This is a genomic window from Ramlibacter rhizophilus (assembly GCF_004681965.1).
GTDB lineage: Bacteria > Pseudomonadota > Gammaproteobacteria > Burkholderiales > Burkholderiaceae_C > Ramlibacter > Ramlibacter rhizophilus.
On sequence record NZ_SMLL01000004.1, the window covers coordinates 410,600 to 434,330 of the forward strand.

Here is a 23,731-nt window from a genome sequence, read left to right on the forward strand (position 1 = left end):
CCCGCGGCTGCGGCCGTCCCCCTCGCGCATCGCCCACGGACAGATCACAACAGGAGACAAGCATGGGAACACGACGCCACATCCTTCTTTCGTCGGCCCTCGTGGCCGCCGCCCTCGCGGCGGGCCATCCCGCGCTGGCGCAAGGCGCGGGTGACTACCCGAGCCGCCCCATCAAGTTCTACGCGGGCTTTCCGCCCGGCGGCGTGGCCGACATCGTCGCGCGCATCGTGGCGCAGCCGCTGGGCGACCGCCTCGGCCAGCCCGTGGTGGTGGACAACCGCTCCGGCGCCGGCGGCGCGATCGGGGTGGACGCCGTGGCCAAGTCACCGCCGGACGGCTACACCATGGGCTTCGGCGTCTCGGGCGCGCTGACCTCCAGCGTCACGCTCAACCCCAAGTTGCCCTATGACCCGCGCAAGGACATCGAGCCCGTGTCCACCGTGGTGATGAACCCGCTGGTGCTGGTCGTGCCCACGGCCAGCGGCATCAAGGACATGAAAAGCTTCATCGCCGCGGCCAAGGCCTCGCCCACGCCCTTCAACTACGGAACGCCCGGCCCGGGCACGGCCATGAACCTGGCCGGCGAGCTGCTCAAGGAGCAGACGGGCATCCGCATGGACCACGTGGCCTACAAGGGCAGCAGCCCCGCCGCCACGGACCTGCTGGGCGGCCACCTGAAGGCCGCGATGATCGACTACACCACGGCCAAGCCGCACATCCAGTCGGGCCGGCTCACGGCGCTGGGGCAGACCGGCAGCGAGCGCTCCTCGGTCGTGCCGGACGTTCCCACCATCGCCGAGGCGGGCGTTCCGGGCTACGAGTTCAACTCCTGGTTCGGGCTGGTGATGCCGGCCGGCACGCCCAAGCCCATCCTGGACAAGGTGCACACCGCGCTGGACGCCGTGCTGCGCGACCCGGCCGTTCGCAAGCAGCTGGTCGAAGCCGGCAGCGACCCCGCGCCCAGCACGCCGGCCGCGATGCGCCAGCGCATCGACCGCGAGATCGCCATGACCTCCAAGCTGATCAAGGATGCCGGCATCTCCCTGCAACGCTAAAACTGGCTCCCCCCCGAAGCGCCTTCGGCGGGCCCCCTCGGGCTTGGCGCCCTCTCCCCCTCAAGGGGGCGCCACCAGCGGCCCGGCAAAGCCGGTTCCGCGGTGGCCCCCGAATGGGGACCTGCCGTTCGCGCACCTCAGGTGCAATGGAGCAAGTGACATGAAGGAGTTCATTGGCTATTGGCCGCGGCATCTGCCGCGGCACCTGGAAGCGCCGGACTGCACGCTCTTCGACAACCTGCGCATCTCGGCACAGCGCCACGGCCACCGCGCCGCCATCCACTCCTTCGGCCATGAGCTGAGCTACCGCGAACTGCTGGAGGACGTGGAGCGCTTCGCCGGCTGGCTGGTGCGCCGCGCAGGCGTGCAGCGGGGCGACCGCGTGCTGCTGTACCTGCAGAACAGCGCGCAGTTCGTCATCGCCTACCACGGCATCCTGCGGGCCGACGCGGTGGTGGTGCCCGTCAACCCCATGAACCGCGCCCCCGAGGTCGCGCACTACCTGAAGGACAGCGGCGCCTGCGTCGCCGTCTGTGCGCAGGACCTGCTGTCGCAGGTGGAGGCCGCCGCCGAAGGCAGCGCGCTGCGCCAGGTGATCGTCGCCACCTATGCGGACTACATCGACCCCGCCTGCGAGGACCCGCTGCCTGCCTGGCTGCGTGAGCCGCGCCGCGCCGCGCCAGGCCATGTGGCCTGGGCGGACGTGATGGCCGCTGGCGAACGGCCTGGCCCGCCGCAGGCCCGGCCCGACGACCTTTGCGGGCTGCCCTACACCTCCGGCTCCACGGGCGTGCCGCGCGCCTGCATGCACACGCACCGCAGCTTCATGCACAACACGGCCGGCATGGCGCTGTGGCACTGGACCGCGCCGGCCACCGCCTTCCTGTGCGTGGCGCCCATGTACCACGTGGCCGGCCTCTCGCACTCGCTGCACCTGCCCATCTACGTGGGCGGCACGCTGGTGATCCTTCCACGCTGGGACCGCGAACTGGCCTTGCGGCTCATGGCCCGCACGCGCGTGGGGCATGCGGCCATCCCGCCCACCGCCATCATCGACCTGCTGGCGCATCCGGCGCTGGAGCGTTTCGACCTCGGTGCCCTGCGCCGTGTCACGGCCGGCGGCGCGAGCATGCCGCTGGAGGTGTGTAAGCAGCTGCGCGAGCGCCTGGGGCTGGACTTCATCGAGGGCTACGGCATGACCGAGACCGCGGCCACCACGCACAACAACCCCATCGAGCGGCCCAAGCGCCAGTGCCTGGGCGTGCCCTTCTTCGACACGCGTTCGCTGGTGGTGGACCCGGCCACGCTGCGGCCGGTGGCGCCCGGCGAGGAAGGCGAGATCCTCGTCGCCGGCCCGCAGCTGTTCCAGGGCTACTGGAACCGCCCGGAGGACACGGCCGCCGCCTTCGTTGACATCGAGGGCACGCGCTTCCTGCGCACCGGCGACATCGGGCATGCCGACGAAGAGGGCTACTTCTTCATGACCGACCGGGCCAAGCGCATGGTCAACGCCTCGGGCTTCAAGGTCTGGCCGGCGGAGGTGGAGTCGGTGCTGTACCAGCACCCGGCCGTGCGCGAGGCCTGCGTCATCGGCACGCATGACGCCTACCGGGGCGAGACCGTGAAGGCCCTGGTGGTGCTGCATGCCTCGTCGCAGGGCCGCATGGGGCCGCAGGAACTGATCGACTGGTCGCGTGAACGCATGGCGGCCTACAAGGTGCCGCGCATCGTGGAGTTCGTCGAGGAACTCCCCAAGTCGCCGGTGGGCAAGATTCTCTGGCGGGAGCTGCAGGACGCGGAGAACGAGGCGACGGGCAAGGCGGCGCGATGACCAGACCTGGGCGATGCCCTTCGACAGGCTCAGGGCGAACGGACGGTGGGTTCGTCCGGTCCGGGACTCGCTGGGGCCCCACACCGTTCGGGCTGAGCCTGTCGAAGCCCAGCGAGAGCACGCTCCCTGCAATCAGCGCACACCCATGCGGCACATGAATACCGTTACCCCACCATGACCAGCCAGCCCACCCCCAGCGATCGCTTCACCACGGCGACCGCCACGATCGCCGAACTCGACCGCCGCCCCGTGCGCCACCTGATCGGCGGCGCGCTGGCCGACAGCGACGCGCACTTCGAGGTCATCAACCCCACGACAGGCCAGCCCTGCGCCCGCGCCCCCGAAGCCACGCGCGAGCAGCTGGACGAAGCCGTGGCCCGAGCGCGTGAGGCCCAGCCCGCCTGGGCCGCGCTTCGCTGGGAAGACCGCCGCGAAGCCCTGCTGCAGCTCGCGGCGGTGCTGCGCGAGCACCAGGACGAACTCGCCGCGCTCATCACCCTGGAGCAGGGCAAGCCCCTCGCGGCGGCGCGCGGCGAAGTGGGGCGCTCGGCCATGCTGATCGAGCAGTTCGTCACCCTGCGCGTGGAGCCCGAGGTGCTGCGCTCGAACGCCACCGAGCGCATCGAGGTGCACTACCGTCCCCTGGGCGTGGTGGGTGCCATCACGCCGTGGAACATGCCGCTGGTGCTGAGCGTTCCCAAGATCGCGCACGCGCTGCTGGCTGGCAACACCCTCGTCGTCAAGCCCAGCCCCTATGCGCCGCTGGCCACGCTGCGCCTCGCGGAGCTCGCGCGCAAGCTGTTTCCGCCCGGCGTGCTGAACGTGCTGGCCGGCGGCAATGCCTTCGGGCAGTGGATGAGCGAGCACCCGGGCATCGCCAAGATCTCCTTCACCGGCTCCATCCCCACCGGCCGGCGCGTCATGGGCTCGGCCGCCGGCACGCTCAAGCGGCTGACGCTGGAACTGGGGGGGAACGATCCGGCCATCGTGCTGCCCGACGCGGACATCGACGCCATCGCGCAACGCCTGTACGACGCCGTCTTCGTCAACTGTGGCCAGGTCTGCATGGCCATCAAGCGGCTCTACGTGCCCGATGCGCTGTACGAAAAGGCGTGCGAGGCGCTGGCCGGCATCGCCCGCGAGGCGCGCGTGGGGGACCCCTTCGACCCCGCCACCCAGCTCGGGCCGGTGCAGAACCGGGCCCAGTTCGACATCGTCCAGGCCGTCCTGGAGGACACCCGCGCGCGTGCGGGCGCCCGCATCCTCACCGGCGGCAAGGCCCTGTCCGGGCCCGGCTACTTCATCGAGCCCACGGTGGTGGCCGACATCGCCGAAGGCGCGCGCATGGTGGACGAGGAGCCCTTCGGCCCGGTGCTGCCGATCATCCGCTACACCGACGTCGACGACGCCGTGGCCCGCGCCAACGCCGGCCCGCACGGCCTGGGCGCGTCGGTCTGGGGCACGGACGTGGCGCGCGCCTGCGAGGTCGCCTCCCGCCTGCACGCCGGCACGGTCTGGGTCAACCGCCACGTGGGTGCCGATCCGCTCGCGCCCTTCGGCGGCGCGAAGCAGTCGGGCGTCGGCCGCCAGTACGGCCTCACGGGGCTCAAGGGCTACATGGAAGCCATCACCATGGTCCTGCCGCCCGCTGCATGAACGACATGAACGCCTCCAAGCCTCCCACCGCCGCCCGCCGCCTCCTCGAAGAAGCCGCACGCCTGGGGATCGACCACATCTTCACCAACCTGGGCAGCGACCACCCCGCCTTCATCGAAGCCTTCGCCGACATCGACGCGGCCGGCGGGGACATGCCGCGCATCGTCATCTGCCCGCACGAGATGACCGCCCTGAGCGCCGCGCACGGCTATGCCATGCGCACGCGCCGGCCCCAGATGGTGCTGGTGCACGTGGACGTGGGCACGCAGAACCTGGGCAGCAGCATCCACAACGCCGCGCGCGGGCGCGTGCCCGCCGTCATCGTCGCCGGCCTGTCGCCAGTGAGCGTGAGCGGCGAGCGCACCGGCGCGCGCACCGAGTTCATCCACTACACGCAGGACTCCACCCGCCAGCACGAGATCGTCGCGCAGTACATGAAGTGGTTCTACGAGCTGCGCGCGGCCGAGATGACTGACCAGGTGCTGCTGCGCGCCGTGCAGATCGCCAGCGAAGGCCCGCAGGGCCCGGTGTACCTCACCGGCGCGCGCGAGGTGTGGGAGGAGCCCGCCGGCGCGCCGCAGCAGGCGCTTGCGCACTGGCAGCCGCCTTGTCCCGCCGGCTTGCCGGCGGAGGGCGTGCAGCAGCTCGCGCAGGCCCTCCGGCAGGCACGCAAGCCCCTGGTCATCACGACCTACCTCGGGCGCCAGCCCGTGGCGGCGACGCTGCTGGCCGAACTCTCCACCCGCCAGGGCTTCGCGGTGTGCGAGGTCAACCCGCAGTACCTGAACTTCCCCGGGGATCACCCGCACCACGTGGGCTACCGGCGCAACACGCTGGTGGATGAGGCCGACCTGATCCTGCTGCTGGACGTGGACGTGCCCTGGATCGTGGCGCGCACGGCGCCGCAGGCCGGCGCCCGGCTCTTCCACATCGACTGCGACGTGCTCAAGCGCAGCATGGGTTTCTGGCACTTTCCCGCCGAAGCGCGCTGGGAAGTGGACAGCCTGCAGGCGCTGAAACAGTTGCTGGCCGCAACCGACGCGGTGGACGCGCAGGCGCTGGCCGAGCGGCAGCGGTGGATCGCCGATGCGCGCCAGCGCTGCGAATTGCCGCCGCTGCCGCCCGCGCCCGACGACGGCATCAACCCGCGGCAGCTGGCGCAGGCCGTCGCACGGCTTGTGAACGAGCGCACGGTGATCGCCTACGAGGCGCCCACGGCCACGGAGCACGTGCTGCATGCGCTGCGCATGCGCCGGCCCGGCAGCTACTACGCCAACGGCGGCAGCGGCCTGGGGTGGAGCATCAATGCCGCCATCGGCCTGAAGCTCGCGGACCCGCAGGCTGAGGTGATCACGCTCGTGGGCGATGGCAGCTACCTCTTCGGCGTGCCGGGCAGTGCCTACTGGGTGGGCGACACCTACGGCGCGCCGCAGCTCACGGTGGTCCTGAACAACCGCGGCTGGCACGCACCCAAGGTGTCCTCGCTGCTGGTGCATCCCAAAGGGACGGCGCAGCAGCGGGATCGCTACTGGATCACCAGCACGCGCGGACAGCGGCTGGCCGACATCGCGGCCGCCGCGGGCGGGGCGCTCGCCCTGCGCGTCGAACGCGCCTCGGAGCTGGATGCCGCGCTGGCCCAGGCGCTGGAGACGGTGCGCGCGGGCCGCAGTGCCGTCGTCGAAGTCATGATGCCGCCGATCTCAGGGCAGGTCCTGGGCGCGGCGGGCGATTGATCCCCCCGCAAACACTCACAAGGAGACAAGCCATGGACCGTAGAACCCTGCTCGCCGCCGCCGCACTGGCGTGCGCCGCAAGCCTTCCCGCGTTCGCGCAGGACGCAGCCTCGTTCCCCAACAAGCCGATCCGCATCGTCGTGAACTTCCCGCCCGGCGGCTCGCTGGACGTGATCACGCGCACCGTGGGGCAGAAGCTGTCCGAAAAGTTCGGCCAGCCGGTGCTGGTGGAAAACCGCACCGGCGCGGGCGGCAACATCGGCGCGCAGGCCGTCGCCACCGCGGCGCCGGACGGCTACACCCTGCTGTCCTCGCCGCCCGGGCCGCTGACCATCAACCAGTTCCTGTACCGGGAGATGCCTTTCGATCCCCTGCGCCTGGTGCCGGTCGGCATGCTCTCCAGCATGCCCAACGTGATCACCGCGCGCCCGGGGCTGCCGGCCAACAACGTGCGCGAGCTGATCGAGTACGCGCGCAGCAATCCCGGCAAGGTCACCTACGGCTCGCAGGGCAACGGCTCCACCTCGCACCTCACGGCGCAGATGTTCGCCACCATGGCCGGCGTGCAGATGGTGCACGTGCCGTTCCGTGGCGAGGGCCCGGCCTTGACGGAACTGCTCGGCGGCCGCATCGACCTGTTCTTCGGCAACACCGCCTCGGTCATGAAGTACATGGAGAGCAAGCAGGTCAAGCTGCTGGGCGTGGCCGCGGCCAAGCGCAGTTCCATGGTGCCGGACGTGCCGGCGGGCACCGAGTTCGGCCTGCCCGACTTCGTCGCCTCGGCCTGGTTCGGCATGGTCGCCCCGCCCGGAACGCCCGCGCCCGTGGTGCAGAAGCTCAATGCCGCGATCAACGAGGTGCTCCGGATGCCCGAGGTGCGCGAGCGCTTCGCGGCGCAAGGCGCCGAAGTGGTGGGCGGCTCGCCGGCGGAGATGACCAGCTTCCTGGAGGCCGAGCGTGCCCGCTGGAAGAAGGTGATCGACTCGGCGAACGTGAAGCTGGATTGAGGGGGGGCAGGGGAGCCGTGTCCAGCGCGCGCCCTCCGGGCCTCCCTACCGAGCCGCCGAGTTCGTCGGCGACGCGCTGATCACCGGCATGCCTTCCTTCTCGTGCTGGCGGTCGAACACCAGCGTCTTGCCGAACTCCAGCTGCACCCAGGTGGGGTAGGTGTAAGCCGTGCCCTTGTTGTGGTCGATGATGGCGCCGATCCCGCCGCCGAAGATGATGTTGCCCGCCAGGCCAGCGTTCGCACGGGAGATCGCGCGCGCGACGGCTTCGGGTTTTCCGGGGTCCTTGCAGCTGATGTCCAGGTCCTTGCTGGAGCGGCGCACCTGCGTGGTCGAGCCCGAGCGCATGGTCGTGGAGCCGTAGTCGTTGCTCAGGGTGCAGTCAGCGCCCGCCACGGCCTTGCCGTCGGCGCCGAGGGTCTCGATCTTCATGGCCTGGTTGGTGTCGTTCACGATGGACGCGCAGCCCGTCGCGAACAAAACGGCCGCGCAGGCGGCCAGCGTTCTTGTCGTCATCAAACTTTCCTCCTAATCACCGCCAACGCGGCGGGCGAATCCTAGGAGGGCTCAAGGAGATTTCCTCTCGGTGCTTCACCCGACCGGGATGACGAATCAACCGTGCTAGGTTTTGTCGCGATCCCGGTCGGGTGACAATGCCGGCAGGAGTCCCGATGAGCCTGCCGACCCCCCTGCCGGCCCTGCATCCGCAGCGCGCCGTCCTGCACAACGAGATCCACGCCCGCCCGCCGGAGGCCATGACGGCGCCGCTGGCCATCGGCCACATGGTGCTGCTGTGCGACGCGAACGAGCGCCAGGCCAGCCGCGCGCACCTGGCCACGCTGCTGCGCGAGCACCATCTTCCGGTGCCCGACGCCGACTGCACCCACCTGCGGGTGGACGTGGCGGGCTTTCATCTGCGCTGGGAGCTGCACACCGAGTTCGTGAGCTGGACCTTCTCCGCCAGCTTCGATCCCCAGGGCTTCGGCCAGCGCGAGCCCGGGACCGTGCTCGCGCGCCTGCCGCAGGCCTGGCTCGCGGGCCTTCCGGGGCGCTTGCTCGCCGGCCTGAACCTCTGGGTGCTGCACGAAGGCGCCACCCCGCCGCCGCTGCGCGAAGTGCTGCGCGAGGACTCCATGGTCGCCTCGGCGGTGGACGAGGGCCGGGCCCAGGTCTATGCGGACTTCGCGCTGCATGCCGACGGCTTCACGCGCATGGTGCTGCTGGCCGGTGACCTGCCGCCGCGCCGACTGGGCTGGCTGGTGCAGCAGGTGATCGAGATCGACAGCTACCGCATGATGGCCCTGCTCGCGCTGCCCGTGGCGCGCCAGGCCTTCGCGGCGCTGGGGCAGGCCGAGGGCGAGCTGGCGGCGCTGGCCGGTGCGATCCGCCATGCGGCGCGGCACGACGAACCGCAGTTGCTGGACCGCCTGACCCTGCTGGCCGGGGACGTCGAAAGCCAGTACGCCGCCACGCACTCGCGCTTCTCCGCGAGCAGCGCCTACTTCCAGCTGGTGGACCGGCGCGTGGCCGACATCGGCGAGACGCGGCTGGACGGCCTGCAGACGCTGGGGGAGTTCATGCAGCGGCGCCTTTCGCCGGCACGCAGCACCTGCGAGTGGGCAGCGCGCCGGCAGGACGCGCTGTCGCAGCGCATCTCCCGCGCGAGCAACCTGCTGCGCACCCGCGTGGAGATCGAGCAGCAGGAGAGCAACCAGCAACTGCTCGCGGCCATGAACCGCCGCCAGGCCCTGCAGCTGAAGCTGCAGTCCACGGTGGAGGGTCTGTCGGTGGCGGCCATCACCTACTACATCGTGGGCCTGGTCGGCTACCTGGCCAAGGGCGCGCAGGGGCTGGGCTGGCCCCTCACCCCCGACGTGACGGCGGCGCTCGCGATCCCGCTCGTCGCGCTGGCGGTGTGGGCCTCGCTGCGGCGCCTGCACGAAAGCGTGAAGGACATTTGACGCCCGAGGCCGCAGGGCCTGCACGGCGCCGCGTGCCACGGCCGCGTCAATGCGAGCCGACCGCCATCTGACCGCGCGCATCGGCGCGGTCCCGCAGGACGAACCAGCCCAGCAGGCCTGCAGCCGCCGCGATGCCCGCGCCCAGCGCGAAGGCGAGCTGGTAGCCCGCGTTCAACGCCGCCGCCTCGCCGCCGCCCGTCGCCTGCACGCCCGCAGTCCGCGCCGCCGCCACGCTGGCCAGCACCGCCAGTCCCAGCGCGCCGCCCATCATGAAGGACGTGTTCACCACGCCCGAGGCCAGGCCCGAGTCCTGCGGCTGCACGTCGTTCATCGCGGCCAGCAGCATGGGGTTGAAGGCGATGCCCGCGCCGATGCCCAGGAGCACCATGGCCGGCAGCACGTCCACCAGGAACTGCCCGCCCACGGGCGCCCGGGCGAAGAGGGCCAGGCCCGTGGCGGCGATGCACAGGCCCAGCGCCAGGGGACCGCGGATGCCCCAGCGCATCACGATGCGCGCCGAGGCGCCCAGGGACATGAAGGCCATGATCAGGTTGCCCGGCAGGAAGGACAGGCCCACCTGCAGCGGCGTGTAGCCCAGCACCAGCTGCATGTAGAGGGCCGACATGAAGAACCAGGCGAACATGGCCGCGGCCCACAGCACGCCGGCCACGTTGGCCGTGGCCAGGTTGCGGTGGCGGAACAGCGCGAGCGGCACCAGCGGCTCGCGCACCCGCGACTCGATGGCGAGGAAGGCGGCCAGCAGCACCCCCGAGGCGGCCAGCAAGCCCAGCGTCTGCCGCGACAGCCAGCCGGCTTCGTTGCCGTTGACCACGGCATAGACGGCGATCAGCAGGGCCACGGTGATGCTGGCGGCGCCGCTCCAGTCCAGGGCGTGGTAGGCCCGCCGCTCGCCCGGCGCGATGAGCGCCATGCACAGCCAGGCCACGGCCACGCCGATCGGCAGGTTCACCAGGAAGATCCAGTGCCAGCTCAGGAGGCTGGTCAGCACGCCGCCCAGCAGCACGCCCACGCTGCCGCCGCCCGCGCAGACGAAGCCGTACACGCCCATGGCCTTCGCACGGTCGCCGGGCTCGGTGAAGAGGTTCATGATCAGCGACAGCGCCACGGCCGAGACCACGGCGCCGCCCAGGCCCTGGATGGCGCGCGCGACCACCAGCACCGCTTGGGTGGGCGCCAGGCCGCAGGCCAGCGAGGCGAGCGTGAACAGGCCCAGGCCCGCCAGGAACACGCGCCGGTGGCCGAAGAGGTCGCCCAGCCGCCCGCCCAGGAGCAGGAATCCGCCGAAGGTGAGCATGTAGGCGTTCACTACCCAGACCAGGCCGGTCTCGGTGAACGCGAGGTCGGTGCGGATGGAGGGCAGGGCGACGTTCACGATGGTCGTGTCCAGCACGATCATCAGCACGCCCAGGCACAGCACGTAGAGCGCCCACCAGCGCTTGCGGTCGGTCGGATCGGACATCGGGTCGGTTCTCCTGGAAGGGGACGGGCGGCGCGGACGCCGGCATGCCCCGTTCGACGAACGACGGCCCGGATTTCGACATCGCGCGCGGCATTGTGCTGCCGCGCAGCGCGGGGAGTCAGCCCCGGGACGCCTGGTTCTCCGGCGAGCTCGTCACCCGTGGCTCGACCGCCCGCAGCACCGCCGGCCAGGCGAGCGCCGCCAGCAGCCGCGCCACCAACCGCTCCGGCGCGGTCCAGCGGGGCTGGGGGCGCAGCAGGTTGAAGGTCGCGATGCAGCGCCCGGCCGTGGCCAGCGGCACGTTGATCGCCCCGTGCAGGCCCAGGGAGGCGATGCGGGCATGGTCGTCGAAGGCGTCACGGATCGCCGCGTCGCCCTCGCACACATGGATCTCGCAGCGCTGGAGCACCTGGCGGCTCCAGGGTGTGTCGGGTTTGTGCTTGCGGCCGCCCACCGGGTAGGCCTCGGCATTCGAGGTCCAGACGCGCTGCAGCGTCGCAGCCTGCGCGTCGTACACGCTCACCGTCAGCAGGCCAGGCCCGAGCAGCGCGATGCGGGCCTGGTCGATGCGCGCGAGGTGTTCGGCCAGGCCGCCCTGCGCCTGCAGGCCGTCGAGCAGGTCCACCCAGGGGCCCAGGGGCTCGACCAGCGCTTCGCTTCGCAAGGCGGTCACTCGCCCTTGATGCCGAGTTCGCGAATGAGCTTGCCGTACTTCTGCTCGTCGGCCTTGAGCAGGGCGCCGAACTGCTGCGGCGTGCTGGGGGCGACGTCCACGCCCATGGCGCTCATCTTGGCCTTCACCGCGGGCTGGGTCAGGGCCTTATTGATCTCCGCGTTCAGGCGCGCGACGATCTCCGGCGGCGTGCCCACGGGCGCGAAGGCGCCGTACCACACGGCCAGCTCGTAGCCGGGTAGGGCCTCGGCGACGGTGGGCACGTCCGGCATCAGCTCGGAGCGCTTGGCCTCGGTCACGCCCAGGAGCTTGAGCTTGCCGGCCTTCACGTGCGGCAGCGACTGCGTGCCGGCCGTGAACAGCAACTGCGTCTGTCCGCCCACGGTGTCGGCCACGGCCGGCGCGCCGCCCTTGTAGGGCACGTGCAGCATCTTGATGCCGGCGGCGCGCTCGAACAGCACCGCGCTCAGGTGGTTGGTCGAGCCCGCGCCGGCGCTGGCGTAGGCGATCTTGTCGGGGTTCTGCTTTGCGTAGGCGATGAACTCCTTCACGTTGCTGGCGGGCACCGAGGGGTGCACCACCATCGTGTTCGTGACGAAGGCCAGCAGCCCGATGGGCGCGAAGTCGTTGACGCCGTGGAAAGGCATGGACGGCATGAGCGCGGGGTTCATCGCGTGCGTGCTCATGGAGCCGAAGAGGATGGTGTAGCCGTCCGGCTTGGCGCGCACCACCGCCAGCGAGCCGATGTTGCCCGAGGCGCCGGCCTTGTTCTCCACCACCACGGGCTGGCCGAGCGAGCGCGTCATCTGCTCGGACACGGTGCGCGCCAGGATGTCGGTGGAGCCGCCGGCCGCCCAGGGCACGACGATGGTGATGGGCCGCTCAGGCCACTGCTGCGACCAGGCTGCGGGCGATGCGAACACCGCCGCTGCCATGGCGGCACCGGCGACCGCGTGCTGAAGAAGGAATCTGCGTTTCATGAGCGTTTCTCCGATCGAAAAGCGTGTTGACAATTACCGACCCACTGCGTAGCCCTGCATGCCGCGCGGATTGGCGGCCGCGCGCAGGAGCAGGCGGCCCTGCGCATCGTGTTCCCGGGTGCAGGCCGACAGGCGCCCCTCCGACCAGGGCTCGCCCACCTTCACCGCATGGCCCTGCCGCGCCAGCTGCTCGACCACCTCGGGCGCGAAGCGGCCTTCCAGCGTCAGCCGGTTCAGCACCGTCTGGCGCGGCCAGAAGGAGGAGGGGAAGTGGTCCACGTGCCAGGCCGGCGCGTCGATGGCTTCCTGCAGGTTCATGCCATGCACCGCGTGGCGCAGGAAGAAGGCGGGCGACCACTGGTCCTGCTGGTCGCCGCCCGGGGTGCCGAAGACCATGTAGGGCTGGCCGTCGCGCAGCGCGAGGGAGGGCGACAGCGTGGTGCAGGGCCGCTTGCCCGGCGCGAGGGTGTTGGGCAGGTCCGGGTCCAGCCAGCTGGTCTGCAGCCGGGTGTTGAGCGCGAAGCCCAGCGCGGGGATCGTGGGGCTGGAGGACAGCCAGCCGCCCGAGGGCGTGGCCGAGACCATGTTGCCGTGGCGGTCGATCACGTCGATGTGGCAGGTGTCGCCGACGAAGAGTTCATGCGCGGCCCAGTCCGTCACGGGCGGCAGCTGCGCGAAGGTGGGCTCGCCCACGCCGAAGCGCGTGTCCGACACCGCCAGCGTGCGCTCGGCGGCCTGCAGGTCGGGCAGGCGGGCTGCCGCGCCGCCGGGTGCGCCGGGCCGCAGTTCGGTGGAGGCTTGCGCGCCGATGAGGGCGGCGCGAGCGCGCAGGTACTCGGGCGAGAGCAGGGCGTCCACCGGCACGTCCACCAACTCCGGATCTCCGAGCCAGGCCAGGCGGTCCGCCAGGGCCAGCTTCGCCGCTTCGGCCACGGTGTGCACGAAGGCCGCGGAGTCCACCGGCATGTTGGCCAGGCCCCGGTGCTGCAGCATGCCGATCTGCTGCAGGAAGGTCAGGCCCTGGCTCCAGGGTCCACACTTGGCGACGGTGAAGCGGCCGAAGTCCTGCGTGACAGGCGCCTCCACGGTGGCCCGCCAGCGCGCGAGGTCCTCGCGCCGCAACAGGCCCGCATGGCGCTCGCCGGTGCTGTCGAAGACCTGGGTCTCGCGGCAGAAGGCATCGATCTCGCGCGCGACGAAGCCGCGGTACCAGCTCTCGTGCGCGGCGTCGATCTGGCGCAGGCGGTCGGTGCCGGCCGCGCGTGCCTCGGCCACGATGCGCTTGTACGTCGCTGCGAGCGTGGGGTTGCAGAAGAGGGCACCGGGCCGGGGCACCCGGCCGCCGGGCAGCCACAGCTGCGCCGAGGACTGCCACTGGTCGCGAAAGAGCGGTTGCACCGCCACGATGGCCTGCACCACGCGCGGCACCAGCGGGCAGCCGTGCTCGGCGTAGCCGATGGCCGGCGCCAGCACGTCTTCCAGTGGCCAGGTGCCGTGGTCACGCAGCATGCGCAGCCAGGCGCCGAAGGCGCCGGGGACGGCGGCCGGCAGCAGCCCGATGCCGGGCACCAGGTCCAGGCCCAGGGCGCGAAAGCGCGCCGGGCTCGCCTCGGCCGGCGCGGGGCCCTGCCCGCAGACCGACTCGATGCGGCCCTCGCGCTCGCTCCACAGGAGGATGGGCACCTCGCCCCCCGGGCCGTTCAGGTGCGGCTCCACCACCTGCAGCACGAAGCCGCTGGCGGCCGCGGCGTCGAAGGCGTTGCCACCGCGCTCCAGCACGCCCATGGCGGTCTGCGTGGCCAGCCAGTGCGTGGAGGCCGCGACGCCGAAGGTGCCGACGATTTCCGGGCGGGTGGTGAACATACGCGCCAGTCTAGCCACGGCGCATAAGGATGGCGCACCGTGTTTCGGGGCATGCCATAAGGTGTTGCTTATAGTCGCGCCAGGAGGAGCCCCCCATGGTGCAGGCCCACAAGGACGCCGCCGACACGCTCAACGACACGCTGGTCGCGCGGCTCAAGCTGCGGCAGCTGGCCCTGCTGCAGAAGCTGGCGCAGCAAGGCAGCCTCAGCCGCGTCGCGCAGGCCATGCGCCTGAGCCAGCCGGCCATCACGCAGGCGCTGCGCGAGATCGAGACCCTCTTCGGCACGCCGCTGTTCGCCCGCGGCAGCCGGGGCCTGGCCCCCACGCCGGCCGGCGAGGTGGCCCTCGCCCATGCCCGCACGGCGCTGGCCGGCCTGGAAGCGACCGCGCGCGAACTGGCTGCGCTGGAAGCGGGCCGGCATGCGCGCCTGCGCGTGGGCGTCATCCCGCACCTGCCCATGGGCCTGCTCGACGCGATGCTGCAGGCCCTGCTCGCGGCCAGCCCGCGCAATGCGGTCATGCTGCGCGAAGGCACCAGCGACGAGCTGGTGACGGCCTTGCGCGCCGGCGAGCTGGACTGGGCCATCGGCCGGCCGTTCTACGACAGCGGCGACGCGGACATCCAGGTCGAGCCGCTGTACGAGCAGCGCCCCAGCCTGCTGGTGCCGGCCGCCAGCCGCGCCCGCCTGGCCCGCGCGGCCGCGGACCTGCGGCAGCTGGCGGACCTGGACTGGATCCTGCCGCCGCCGCGCACGCCGATCCGGCGCAGCGTCAACGCGATGTTCGCGCGCGCCGGCATCGCGCCGCCCTCGCCCCTGCTGGAGACGTATTCGCTCAAGAGCATCGAGGCCGTGCTCGCGCGCCAGCCGCGCGCCATCGCGCTGCTCGCGCACGACGTGGGCGCGGACCTGGCCGCCCGGGGCGCGGCCGCCTTGCTGCCCTGCGCGCTGCAATGGGACCTGCCGCCCATCAGCCTGCTGTCGCTGGCGGGGGCCTCCGGCGCGCGGCTGTCGCCACAGGCCGTTCAGGCACTCAGTGCCGCGGTGGCCCGGATGCCGGGGCAGCGCGATGCGCGGGCCGCACCGGCCCACGCCTGAGAGGGGCCGCCGGCCATTCAGGGCTGCACATCGAACGGCCGCATCATCTCGTGGTCCTCGTGCGAAAGGATGTGGCAGTGCCAGACGTAGCGGCCCGGGCGATCGAAGGTGGCCACGATCCGGACCACTTCGCCTGGCGGCACCTGCACGGTGTCCTTCCAGCCCGCCTCGCCCGCGGCGGCCGGCCGGGGCTGCCCCTGGAACCGGATGCTCTGCGCGCCGGTGGGCCCGGGCTGGAAGCGCCGCACGTCGAAGCGCTGCCGGTTCACCACGAGGAATCTCACGAGGTGCAGGTGGATGGGGTGCGTGTCGGGGGTGGTGTTGAAGATCTCCCACACCTCGGTGCTGCCGCGGGACGGGGTCTCGGTGGAGGCGATGTGGAAGTCCAGCGGCCCGGCGGTCGTCCCCAGCGCCGGCTTGAGCCGGCCGCGCGGGTCCATGCCCTCGTAGAGGAAGACCTGGCGCGTGTGCGAGACCTTGGCCAGCTCCGCGGGAAGTGAGACCGCAGGGGGCTGGCCCGGGCCGCCCCGCAGCGTGGCGGGCAGGGGCAGGTCGGGCACGCTGCGGTCCAGCGGCTGCGAGACCTCGAAGGCCATGATGCGGCCGGTGGTGCGCGGGTCGAGGACGAGGGGACGTTTGAAGGTGCCGGGCGCGTTGTTGCGAAGAATGATGGTCTGGCCGGCCAGCCCGGAGAAGTCCACCACCACGTCGAGGCGCTCGCCCGGCGCGAGCGACAGCTTGGGCGTCGCCACCGGCGCGTTCAGCAGGCCCTGGTCGGTGCCGACCTGCACGAACCCCAGCGACATCCAGGGCACGCCCAGGTCCATGAAGAGGTTGTAGAAGCGTGTGTCCGAACCATTGAGCAGCCGGAACCGGTACTTGCGCGGCTCCACCCTCAGCTTCGGCCAGGCCTTGCCGTTGACGATGATCACGTCGCCGAAGAACTCGGCAAAGATCGTCGGGTCGGGGTAGTCCGCGGGGCCGAACAGCTGGGCGGCCAGTGCGGGGCTCGAGGGATAGAAGAGCTGGTTGTCCAGGTCGAACATGCGGTCCTGGATGGCCAGCGGGATGTCATAGGGCGGCGCCGGCAGGCGCAGCGGGTTGTCCGGCAAGCCCGTGTCGTAAGCATCGCGGACGATATAGAAGCCCGCCAGCCCCGCATACACGTTCAGGCGCGTGATGCCCAGCGCGTGGTCGTGGTACCAGATCGTCGCCGCTTCCTGCGCGTTGGAGTAGGTGTAGAGGCTCTTGACGAAGCGCGGGCCTTTCTCCAACTCGCCCGGCGCCCACCAGTACTCGGGCAGGCCGTCGCTGTCGGATTCCGTGTTGCCGCCGTGCAGGTGTGGCACGACCGGCGGTCCGTCCGAGAGGTCGGCCAGGTGCACGGTCGTGTCCACGGGCAGCAGGTGGCTTGGTGAGGCGGGCAGGTCGTTGCGCCACTGCACCTGCAGCGCCTGGCCCGCCTGTACTTCGAAGGTGCGGCCGGGAGACGTGATCGACGGAAGCCCGGACTCCTGCGCGTCTCCGCCGAAGCCCCAGACCGTCGTCTCGGGTCCGTTGGGGAGGACCTGCCAGCGGGTCTGCGCCATCGACACGGTCGGCGTGCCCGACAGCTCGAACCGGAAGGCGGGCGCGAGGGGGTTCGGCAGGGCGTTGACGAACTGCGCAATGCTGGCCGGATCCAGTGTCACGCCGGGGAGGACGGCGGCAACGTCGCTGCCACGGCCGAGCCTGGAGAAACTGCCCAGCGAGGCCGCGGCTCCCGCAGCCATCCCGGCCCTCAGGACCCTGCGGCGGGTCCATGCAATGCGTTCACCGTTCGCCATGGTCTGTGCCTCCCGAGAGAAATGGGGTTGAAGGGCAGGGGCCGCGTCGCCGCGCCCGGCGGGCCAGGCGTGACGCGTTCGGAATGACAGGTGGGGAGGCAGTATTCGCGTCCACGCGTGGCGACCCCTTGCGTCGGATCAAGAAATCCGCTGCACTGGCCGCACGGCAGGACATGCCGAGCCACACGGGGGGGACGTCTCGGAAGGTGTGAACGGATCGGAGCGAGTGGCGCACTGGATGCCCTTCGGCGGCGTCAAGGGCGCGGGCATGGGCCGCTTCGGCGGCCGCGCGGGCCTCGCCGAGTTCACCGAGCTGCGTTGGATCACGGTGCAGACACCGCCGCTGCACGACCCGTTCTGGAGCGCGCGCACCCGTCCCGCGGCGCGCTTCCGGCGCGAACCCGGGCAGGTCAGGGCAAGCCCAGCCGGCGCGCCAGCCTGGCCAGGTTGGCGCGGTCCAGTTGCAGCGAGCGCGCCGCCGCAGCCCAGTTGCCGCCGTGCCGCGCCAGCGCGTCCTGGACCATGCGGCGCTGGAGGTCCTCGACGCTCTCGCGCAGGCCCTGCCCCGGTGACGCCTCAGGCGCGGGGGCCGGCTGCGCTGCTTGTCCGGCGGGCTCCGCCGGCGGCAGCTGCAGGTCCGCCGCCGCGAGGGTCAGGATGCGCGGGCGCGGCTCGTTTCGACCGAGCGCGCGCAGCACGCTGCGACCGATGAGGTGCTCCAGTTCCCGCACGTTGCCCGGCCAGTCATGGTGCAGGAGCGCTGCCTGGGCGCCCGGATCCAGCCGCAGCCCGCCCAGGCCGAGGCGCGAGCGGTTCTCCTCCAGGAAATGACCGGCCAGCACCAGCACGTCGCGCCCGCGTTCGCGCAAGGGCGGCACCCGCAGGGGAAAGGCACTCAGGCGGTGGTAGATGTCGGCCCGCAGGCGGCCGGCCCGGACCTCGGCCGCCAGGTCCCGATTGGTCGCGGCGATCAGGCGCACGTCCACGCGGTGCTCGCGGTCGGACCCCAGGCGCTGGAGCTGCCCGCTTTGCAGCACGCGCAGCAGCTTGGCCTGCACGGGCAGGGGCATCTCGGCCACTTCGTCCAGGAACAAGGTGCCGCCATCGGCCAGCTCGAACTTGCCCTGCCGCTCGGACACCGCGCCGGTGAAGGCCCCGCGCACGTGGCCGAAGAGCTCGCTTTCCACCAGGGTGTCCGGCAGGGCCGCGCAGTTGAGGCTGACCAGGGGCCGGTCGGCGCGTGCCGACCGCGCATGCAGCGCCTGCGCGACCAGCTCCTTGCCCACGCCGGTCTCGCCCGTGATCAACACTGTCAGGTCGCTGGCCGCGACGAGGTCGATGTCGCGCTGCAGGGCGCGGGCCGCGGCGCTGTGGCCGAGCAGTTTGCGCTCGGGCTGCCCCCAGGCGCGGCGGTAGCTCTCGGCCCGCGTGTGCTCCCACCGCGCCTGCAGGGCCAGGCGGTTCATGCGGGTCGCCGCGGCCACGGTCGCGGCCGCCATCTTGCCGAAGGCGTCGAGCATCTCCAGGTGCCGCTCATCGAAGCACCCGGCCTGGAGCGCGTCCAGCGTCAGCACGCCCCAGGGCTGTCCTTCCACCACCAGGGCACAGCCCATGCAGTCGTGGACATCGAGCGCTTCGGGCGCGGGGCTCTCCAGGAGACCGTCGTAGGGGTCCGGCAGCGGGCTGCCCGGCTCGAAGCGCTGGGGCGCCTCGCCCTGCAGCAGGACGGCCAGGCGCGGGTGCTCGGCGACGCGGAACCGGCGGCCGAGCACGTCGCGCGACAAGCCGTCCACCGCCAGCGGCACCAGGGTGTCCCCGTCCAGCTTGAGCAATGCCACCGCGTCACAGGGGAAGAGGCTTCGCAGCGCCTGCAGCAGGCGCCGGTACCGCTCGGCTTCCTCGAGGTCCTGCGGCAGGTCGGCCACCAGCGGGACCAGGGCGCGCAGCCATTCTGTCGTAGTCATTGGGACGCTTCGGATGTCATTTGGACTCAGGTTTCAGTGAGTCTATTCGACTCACTGCGTCTGGTATCCGCGGCGCTGCGGGCCGCGCGGCTGGGCACGGGCCTTGCGAAGACAGGAAAGGCTTCGGCCTTTTCGACATCACATCAGACGAGGACTTTTCATGCTCACCGACGCCCAGCGCGCCATTGTCAAAGCCACCGTTCCCTTGCTCGAGACCGGCGGCGAAGCGCTGACCACCCACTTCTACAAGATCATGCTGGCGGAGTACCCCGAGGTGCGGCCCCTGTTCAACCAGGCCCACCAGGCCAGCGGCGACCAGCCCCGCGCGCTCGCGAACAGCGTGCTCATGTACGCCCGCCACATCGACCGGCTCGAGGCGCTTGGCGGGCTTCCGGCGCAGATCGTCGCCAAGCACGTGTCGCTCCAGGTGCTGCCCCAGCACTACCCCATCGTCGGCGCCTGCCTGCTGCGGGCGATCCGCGAGGTGCTCGGTGCGGAGGTGGCGACGGACGAGGTCATCGCCGCCTGGGGCGCCGCCTACCAGCAGCTCGCCGACCTCCTCATCGCCGCCGAGGAGAGCGCCTACGCAGCCACCGAGAAGGCCGAGGGCGGCTGGCGCGGCGCGCGGGCCTTCCGCGTGGCGCGCAAGGTGCCGGAGAGCAGCGAGAGCACCTCGTTCTACCTGCGGCCGGTGGATGGCGGCCCGGTCGTGGCGCATGCGCCGGGCCAGTACATCGGCCTGCGCATGACCCTCGATGGCCAGGAGCAGCGCCGCAACTATTCGCTGTCCCAGAAGCCGGACGGCCGCGAGCTGCGCATCAGCGTCAAGCGCGAAGCGGACGGGCGGGTCTCGCGCCACCTGCACGACTGCATCGGCGAGGGCGACATCCTCGACGTGTTTCCCCCAGCGGGCGGATTCGTCCTGGAGCCGGGCGACCGGCCCCTGGTCCTGATCAGCGGCGGCGTCGGCATCACCCCGACGCTGGCCATGCTGCAGGCCGCCTTGCAGACGCAGCGGCCCGTGCACTTCATCCACTGCGCGCGCAACCGCGCGGTGCACGCCTTCCGCGACACCGTCGAGGCGCTGAGCGCAAGCCATCCGCAGCTTCGCCGCTTCTACTGCTACGACCAGGCCGCCCCGGACGATGAGGTCGACGCGGTGGGCCTGCTGGACGCCGAGCGCCTGGCCGCGTGGCTTCCCGCGCAGCGCGACGTCGATGCCTACTTCCTCGGGCCCAAGCCCTTCATGGCCCTGGTCAAGCGCAGCCTGCGCAGCCTGGGAGTGCCCGAAGGACAGATGCGCTACGAATTCTTCGGACCCGCGGCGGCGCTGAATTAGCGAACATGGAGGCGACGCGAGCATGAACCGTCCCACCGCGACTCCGATGCCCTTCATCAAGATCGAGGAGCCTTCCGCCCGCACGCCGCGCAACGGCTTCGCGCTGTGGGCGCTGGGCTTCCGTCCCTTCTACCTGCTGGCCAGCGTGTTCGCGGCGCTGTCGATCGGTCTGTGGGGCCTGCAGATCGCGGGCATGCTGCCGTCGCCCTACCTGTCCGGTCCGCTCTGGCACGCGCACGAGATGCTGTTCGGCTTCGCCTTGGCGGTGGTGGTGGGCTTTCTCTTCACCGCCGGGCGCAACTGGAGCGGCCAGCCCACGCCCACCGGCGGCTGGCTGGCCGCCCTGGCGCTGCTCTGGCTGGCCGGGCGGGTGCTGGTGCTCACGCCCTTGAGCGTGGCCGCCGCCGTGGCGAACGTGGCCTTTCCGCTCGCCGCCGCCGTGGCGCTGGCCATTCCGTTCTGGCGCGCGCGCAACCGCCGCAACTATTTCTTCGTGGGCCTGCTCGGCCTGCTGGGTTCTGCGTCGGCGGCGGTCCACCTGGACCACCTGGGGCTCGTCCAGCTGCCCGCGTGGAGCGGTATCCAGGTGGGCCTGGACCTCCTGCTGTTCATCATCGTCGTGATGGGCGGGCGCGTGATCCCGATGTTCACCAACAACGGCGTTCCCGGCGCCGGGGCGACGCGGCACGCGGCCTGGGACAGGCTGGCGCTGGGTTCCGTGCTCGCGCTGCTCGTGGTGGACGTGCTGGGCCTGCCGGCCGTCGTGGTCGCGGGCGTCGCCGCCGTGGCGGCGCTCGCGCATCTGGTGCGATGGGCCTTGTGGCGGCCGTGGAAGGTGCTCGCCAACCCGATGGTGTGGGTGCTGCACCTGGCCTACGCGTGGGTGCCGGTCCACCTCGGCCTGCGAGCCCTGGCGGCTGCGGGCGGGGTCGCCGCCTCGCCGGCCGTGCACGCCCTCGCCGTCGGTGCGGTGGGCGGGCTGGTGATCGGGATGATGACCCGCACCGCGCGGGGCCACACCGCGCGGCCCCTGCGCGCCGACCGGGCCGACGTGGCCATGTACCTGCTGGTGGCGGGCGCGGCCGTGGTGCGTGTGCTGGTGCCACTGGCGGCACCGGCCTGGTGGGCGCAGGCCGTTGCCGCGTCGGCACTGCTGTGGTCCATGGGCTTCGCGCTGTACGCGGTCTGCTACTGGCCGGTGCTCACGCGACCCCGGCTGGATGGCCAGCCCGGTTGAGCCGTGGGTGGGACTTGCGTGGCTTGCCGTCCCCGCCAGCGTTGGACTCGAGCAGGAACCCATGCAGCGCCTGCGCCGCCGGCGACAGCGTCCGGTCGCGCCGGTGCACCATCACCACCTCGCGCTGGATGTCCGGACCTGAGAGCCGCCGCCAGGCCACGACCTGCGGGTCGGCCAGGGCGGTGGCGTAGCCGGGCACGACGGCCACCCCCAGGCCTGCCTTCACCAACCCGATGAGGGTGCCGACGTAGGTGGCCTCCAGCGCCGGCGCGAGCGGCAGGCCCGCGGCGGCGAAGCCGGCTTCGGCGAGGTCGCGGAAGACGCTGCCGCGCGGCAGCGTGAGGACCGGCTCGCCCGCAAGCTGGCGCCACTTCACCGTCGCTGTCCCCCGCGTGCGCGCGAGTGCATGCGTGCGAGGGAAGACGGCCACGAGCGATTCGCGGAACAGCAGCACCTGCTCCAGCCCGTCCTGCACGCGGGGGAAGGTGCCGATGCCCAGGTCGGCCGCGCCCGAGCGCACATGCGGCAGCACCTCGTCGGGCAACGAGTCCTTCAGCACCAGCTCGATGCCGGGGAAGCGGGCGCGAAAGCTCGCCAGCAGCGGCGGCAGGAAGGTGCCGGCCAGCACCAGTGGCGCGGCGATCACCACGCGCCCGCGCTGCTTGGCGATGAGCTCGCCCACGTGCGTGACGGCATGCTCCAGGTCGCCCAGCACGCGCTGCGTCATCTCCAGGAACTCCGCGCCGACGTCCGTGAGCGTCACGCTGCGCGTGGTGCGGTTCACCAGGCGCGTGTCCAGCGCCGCTTCCAGCTCACGCAGCAGCAGGCTCAGCGCCGACTGGGTCAGGTGCATGGCCTGCGCGGCCTGCGTGAAGCTGCCGTGGCGTGCGACGAGCCCGAAGGCCTGCAACTGGCGCAGGGTGACATTCATGAGGAGACCTCATCAACCTATTAAGAAGATTCGTTTGCATCATAAATGGCCGGCGCCTGTAATGAGGTGGCGCGCCCGACGCTGGCGCAGCCATCCTTTCCGAACCAGGAGACACCATGCACATCAACAAGCGACGCCTGCTGCAGCTTCTTGCCACCGCGGCCTTCGCCGCACCCGTCCTGGCGCCGGCCCAGGAGGCTTTCCCCTCCCGGCCGGTGCGCATCGTGGTGGGCTTCCCGGCCGGCAGCTCCACCGACGTGGCCGCGCGCGTGCTCGCCCAGCGGCTGGGCGAGGCGAGCGGCCAGCAGTTCGTGGTGGAGAACAAGCCGGGCGCCAGCAGCAACATCGCCGCGCGCACGGTGGCCAGCGCGCCCGCGGACGGCTACACGCTCTTCATGGGCACCATCGCCAACACCATCAATGCCAGCCTGCTGCCGAACAACTCGGTGGACATCTCTCGCGAGTTCATGCCGGTGGCCATGGTGGGGAGCGTCCCCAACGTGCTGGTGGCGCATCCCTCACTCGGCGTGGAGACGGTGCAGCAGCTGATCGACAAGGCCAAGGCCGAGCCGAACCGCATCACCTACGCCTCCTCGGGCAACGGCACCTCGCCGCACCTGTCGGGCGAGTTGTTCTCGCACATGGCGGGCGTGCGCATGCTGCACGTTCCGTACAAGGGCAGTTCGCCCGCCGTGGTGGACCTGCTGGCCGGGCAGGTGAACACCATGTTCGCGCCGGCCTCGACGGCGCTGCCGCACATCCGCGCGGGCAAGCTCAAGGCCCTGGCGTCCACCGGGCCGAAGCGTTCCGACTTCGCGCCCGAGCTGCCGACGGTGGAGGAACTCGGCCTCAAGGGCTTCGAGACCTCGGTGTGGTTCGGCCTCAATGCGCCCCTGGGCACGCCGCCGCAGGTGGTCGAGCGCCTGCGCACGCTGGTCCACGCGGCGCAGGACGATGCGCAGGTGCAGTCGCAGCTCAAGGCCCAGGGCATCGAGCTGGTCAAGGCCGGACCCAAGGAGTACGGCGAGCGCATCCAGCAGGAGACCGACAAGTGGGCGCGCGTCATCAAGCTTGCGAACGTGAAGCCGGAGTGAGGAA

At 71.5% G+C, this 23,731-nt stretch carries 18 protein-coding genes; 10 read left to right on the plus strand and 8 right to left on the minus strand.

Annotation, left to right across the window (positions count from 1 at the left end; all coding sequences use genetic code 11):
- The first annotated feature begins 62 nt into the window (after positions 1–62).
- From EZ242_RS11860 to EZ242_RS11880, 5 genes are all read left to right on the plus strand, one after another.
- Positions 63–1,055 (plus strand): Bug family tripartite tricarboxylate transporter substrate binding protein, encoded by a 993-nt coding sequence (locus EZ242_RS11860; protein ID WP_135285366.1) that lies wholly within the window; start codon positions 63–65, stop codon positions 1,053–1,055.
- Between the two features lie 160 nt (positions 1,056–1,215).
- Entirely contained in the window at positions 1,216–2,886 is a 1,671-nt protein-coding gene (locus EZ242_RS11865; RefSeq protein WP_135285367.1) for a long-chain-fatty-acid--CoA ligase, read from the plus strand.
- A 174-nt stretch (positions 2,887–3,060) separates the two neighbouring features.
- Positions 3,061–4,542 carry an aldehyde dehydrogenase family protein gene (locus EZ242_RS11870; RefSeq protein ID WP_135285368.1) on the plus strand — a complete coding sequence of 494 codons (1,482 nt, stop codon included), beginning with the start codon at positions 3,061–3,063 and terminating at the stop codon, positions 4,540–4,542.
- A complete protein-coding gene (locus EZ242_RS11875; protein ID WP_135285369.1) occupies positions 4,539–6,275 on the plus strand; it encodes a thiamine pyrophosphate-requiring protein in 1,737 nt (578 codons plus the stop codon). The genes EZ242_RS11870 and EZ242_RS11875 overlap by 4 nt, the downstream gene beginning before the upstream one ends.
- 32 nt (positions 6,276–6,307) lie before the next feature.
- Positions 6,308–7,282 (plus strand): Bug family tripartite tricarboxylate transporter substrate binding protein, encoded by a 975-nt coding sequence (locus tag EZ242_RS11880; RefSeq protein WP_135285370.1) that lies wholly within the window; start codon positions 6,308–6,310, stop codon positions 7,280–7,282.
- A gap of 45 nt (positions 7,283–7,327) precedes the next feature.
- On the opposite strand, the gene EZ242_RS11885 is transcribed toward EZ242_RS11880, so the two are convergent.
- The gene (locus EZ242_RS11885; protein ID WP_135285371.1) at positions 7,328–7,798 is read right to left on the minus strand and encodes a hypothetical protein; all 471 of its coding nucleotides are present in this window, start codon (positions 7,796–7,798) and stop codon (positions 7,328–7,330) included.
- A gap of 155 nt (positions 7,799–7,953) precedes the next feature.
- Here EZ242_RS11885 and EZ242_RS11890 point away from each other — a divergent pair, with 155 nt between their 5' ends.
- Entirely contained in the window at positions 7,954–9,243 is a 1,290-nt protein-coding gene (locus tag EZ242_RS11890) for a DUF3422 family protein (protein ID WP_135285372.1), read from the plus strand.
- A gap of 46 nt (positions 9,244–9,289) precedes the next feature.
- Here the strand turns inward: EZ242_RS11890 and EZ242_RS11895 are convergent, their stop codons facing one another.
- The 4 genes from EZ242_RS11895 to EZ242_RS11910 all read right to left on the minus strand — a co-directional run bounded on the left by EZ242_RS11895 (position 9,290) and on the right by EZ242_RS11910 (position 14,239).
- Complete coding sequence (locus tag EZ242_RS11895; RefSeq protein ID WP_135285373.1) at positions 9,290–10,723, minus strand: DHA2 family efflux MFS transporter permease subunit; 1,434 nt, start codon at positions 10,721–10,723, stop codon at positions 9,290–9,292.
- 118 nt (positions 10,724–10,841) lie between these two features.
- Positions 10,842–11,387: a GAF domain-containing protein gene (locus EZ242_RS11900; RefSeq protein WP_167784734.1), complete on the minus strand. Its 546-nt coding sequence runs from the start codon at positions 11,385–11,387 to the stop codon at positions 10,842–10,844.
- A gap of 5 nt (positions 11,388–11,392) precedes the next feature.
- On the minus strand, positions 11,393–12,376 hold the full coding sequence (locus tag EZ242_RS11905) for a Bug family tripartite tricarboxylate transporter substrate binding protein (RefSeq protein WP_135285375.1): 984 nt from the start codon (positions 12,374–12,376) through the stop codon (positions 11,393–11,395).
- A 33-nt stretch (positions 12,377–12,409) separates the two neighbouring features.
- Positions 12,410–14,239: a gamma-glutamyltransferase family protein gene (locus EZ242_RS11910; protein WP_135285376.1), complete on the minus strand. Its 1,830-nt coding sequence runs from the start codon at positions 14,237–14,239 to the stop codon at positions 12,410–12,412.
- A gap of 95 nt (positions 14,240–14,334) precedes the next feature.
- On the opposite strand from EZ242_RS11910, the gene EZ242_RS11915 reads away from it, so the two are divergent.
- Complete coding sequence (locus tag EZ242_RS11915) at positions 14,335–15,336, plus strand: LysR family transcriptional regulator (protein WP_135285377.1); 1,002 nt, start codon at positions 14,335–14,337, stop codon at positions 15,334–15,336.
- A gap of 17 nt (positions 15,337–15,353) precedes the next feature.
- Here the strand turns inward: EZ242_RS11915 and EZ242_RS11920 are convergent, their stop codons facing one another.
- Positions 15,354–17,108 (minus strand): multicopper oxidase family protein, encoded by a 1,755-nt coding sequence (locus EZ242_RS11920; protein ID WP_135285378.1) that lies wholly within the window; start codon positions 17,106–17,108, stop codon positions 15,354–15,356.
- 464 nt (positions 17,109–17,572) lie between these two features.
- The gene (norR, locus tag EZ242_RS11925) at positions 17,573–19,126 is read right to left on the minus strand and encodes a nitric oxide reductase transcriptional regulator NorR (RefSeq protein ID WP_135285379.1); all 1,554 of its coding nucleotides are present in this window, start codon (positions 19,124–19,126) and stop codon (positions 17,573–17,575) included.
- A 160-nt stretch (positions 19,127–19,286) separates the two neighbouring features.
- On the opposite strand from norR, the gene hmpA reads away from it, so the two are divergent.
- Together hmpA and EZ242_RS11935 are read left to right on the plus strand one after the other, a co-directional pair.
- Positions 19,287–20,465 (plus strand): NO-inducible flavohemoprotein, encoded by a 1,179-nt coding sequence (gene hmpA, locus EZ242_RS11930; RefSeq protein ID WP_135285380.1) that lies wholly within the window; start codon positions 19,287–19,289, stop codon positions 20,463–20,465.
- Positions 20,466–20,487: 22 nt separating this feature from the next.
- Complete coding sequence (locus EZ242_RS11935; protein WP_420821247.1) at positions 20,488–21,702, plus strand: NnrS family protein; 1,215 nt, start codon at positions 20,488–20,490, stop codon at positions 21,700–21,702.
- On the opposite strand, the gene EZ242_RS11940 is transcribed toward EZ242_RS11935, so the two are convergent.
- Entirely contained in the window at positions 21,668–22,633 is a 966-nt protein-coding gene (locus EZ242_RS11940; RefSeq protein WP_135285381.1) for a LysR family transcriptional regulator, read from the minus strand. The genes EZ242_RS11935 and EZ242_RS11940 overlap by 35 nt on opposite strands.
- Positions 22,634–22,749: 116 nt before the next feature.
- On the opposite strand from EZ242_RS11940, the gene EZ242_RS11945 reads away from it, so the two are divergent.
- Complete coding sequence (locus tag EZ242_RS11945) at positions 22,750–23,727, plus strand: Bug family tripartite tricarboxylate transporter substrate binding protein (protein WP_135285382.1); 978 nt, start codon at positions 22,750–22,752, stop codon at positions 23,725–23,727.
- Positions 23,728–23,731: the final 4 nt, after the last annotated feature.

Bases quoted from the DNA above. Each gene is read 5' to 3' on its own strand.
- EZ242_RS11860 (WP_135285366.1), top strand. From the start codon at position 63: ATGGGAACACGACGCCACATCCTTCTTTCGTCGGCCCTCGTGGCCGCC.
- EZ242_RS11865 (WP_135285367.1), top strand. From the start codon at position 1,216: ATGAAGGAGTTCATTGGCTATTGGCCGCGGCATCTGCCGCGGCACCTG.
- EZ242_RS11870 (WP_135285368.1), top strand. From the start codon at position 3,061: ATGACCAGCCAGCCCACCCCCAGCGATCGCTTCACCACGGCGACCGCC.
- EZ242_RS11875 (WP_135285369.1), top strand. From the start codon at position 4,539: ATGAACGACATGAACGCCTCCAAGCCTCCCACCGCCGCCCGCCGCCTC.
- EZ242_RS11880 (WP_135285370.1), top strand. From the start codon at position 6,308: ATGGACCGTAGAACCCTGCTCGCCGCCGCCGCACTGGCGTGCGCCGCA.
- EZ242_RS11885 (WP_135285371.1), bottom strand. From the start codon at position 7,798: ATGACGACAAGAACGCTGGCCGCCTGCGCGGCCGTTTTGTTCGCGACG.
- EZ242_RS11890 (WP_135285372.1), top strand. From the start codon at position 7,954: ATGAGCCTGCCGACCCCCCTGCCGGCCCTGCATCCGCAGCGCGCCGTC.
- EZ242_RS11895 (WP_135285373.1), bottom strand. From the start codon at position 10,723: ATGTCCGATCCGACCGACCGCAAGCGCTGGTGGGCGCTCTACGTGCTG.
- EZ242_RS11905 (WP_135285375.1), bottom strand. From the start codon at position 12,376: ATGAAACGCAGATTCCTTCTTCAGCACGCGGTCGCCGGTGCCGCCATG.
- EZ242_RS11910 (WP_135285376.1), bottom strand. From the start codon at position 14,239: ATGTTCACCACCCGCCCGGAAATCGTCGGCACCTTCGGCGTCGCGGCC.
- EZ242_RS11915 (WP_135285377.1), top strand. From the start codon at position 14,335: ATGGTGCAGGCCCACAAGGACGCCGCCGACACGCTCAACGACACGCTG.
- EZ242_RS11920 (WP_135285378.1), bottom strand. From the start codon at position 17,108: ATGGCTGCGGGAGCCGCGGCCTCGCTGGGCAGTTTCTCCAGGCTCGGC.
- norR (WP_135285379.1), bottom strand. From the start codon at position 19,126: ATGACTACGACAGAATGGCTGCGCGCCCTGGTCCCGCTGGTGGCCGAC.
- hmpA (WP_135285380.1), top strand. From the start codon at position 19,287: ATGCTCACCGACGCCCAGCGCGCCATTGTCAAAGCCACCGTTCCCTTG.
- EZ242_RS11935 (WP_420821247.1), top strand. From the start codon at position 20,488: ATGAACCGTCCCACCGCGACTCCGATGCCCTTCATCAAGATCGAGGAG.
- EZ242_RS11940 (WP_135285381.1), bottom strand. From the start codon at position 22,633: ATGAATGTCACCCTGCGCCAGTTGCAGGCCTTCGGGCTCGTCGCACGC.
- EZ242_RS11945 (WP_135285382.1), top strand. From the start codon at position 22,750: ATGCACATCAACAAGCGACGCCTGCTGCAGCTTCTTGCCACCGCGGCC.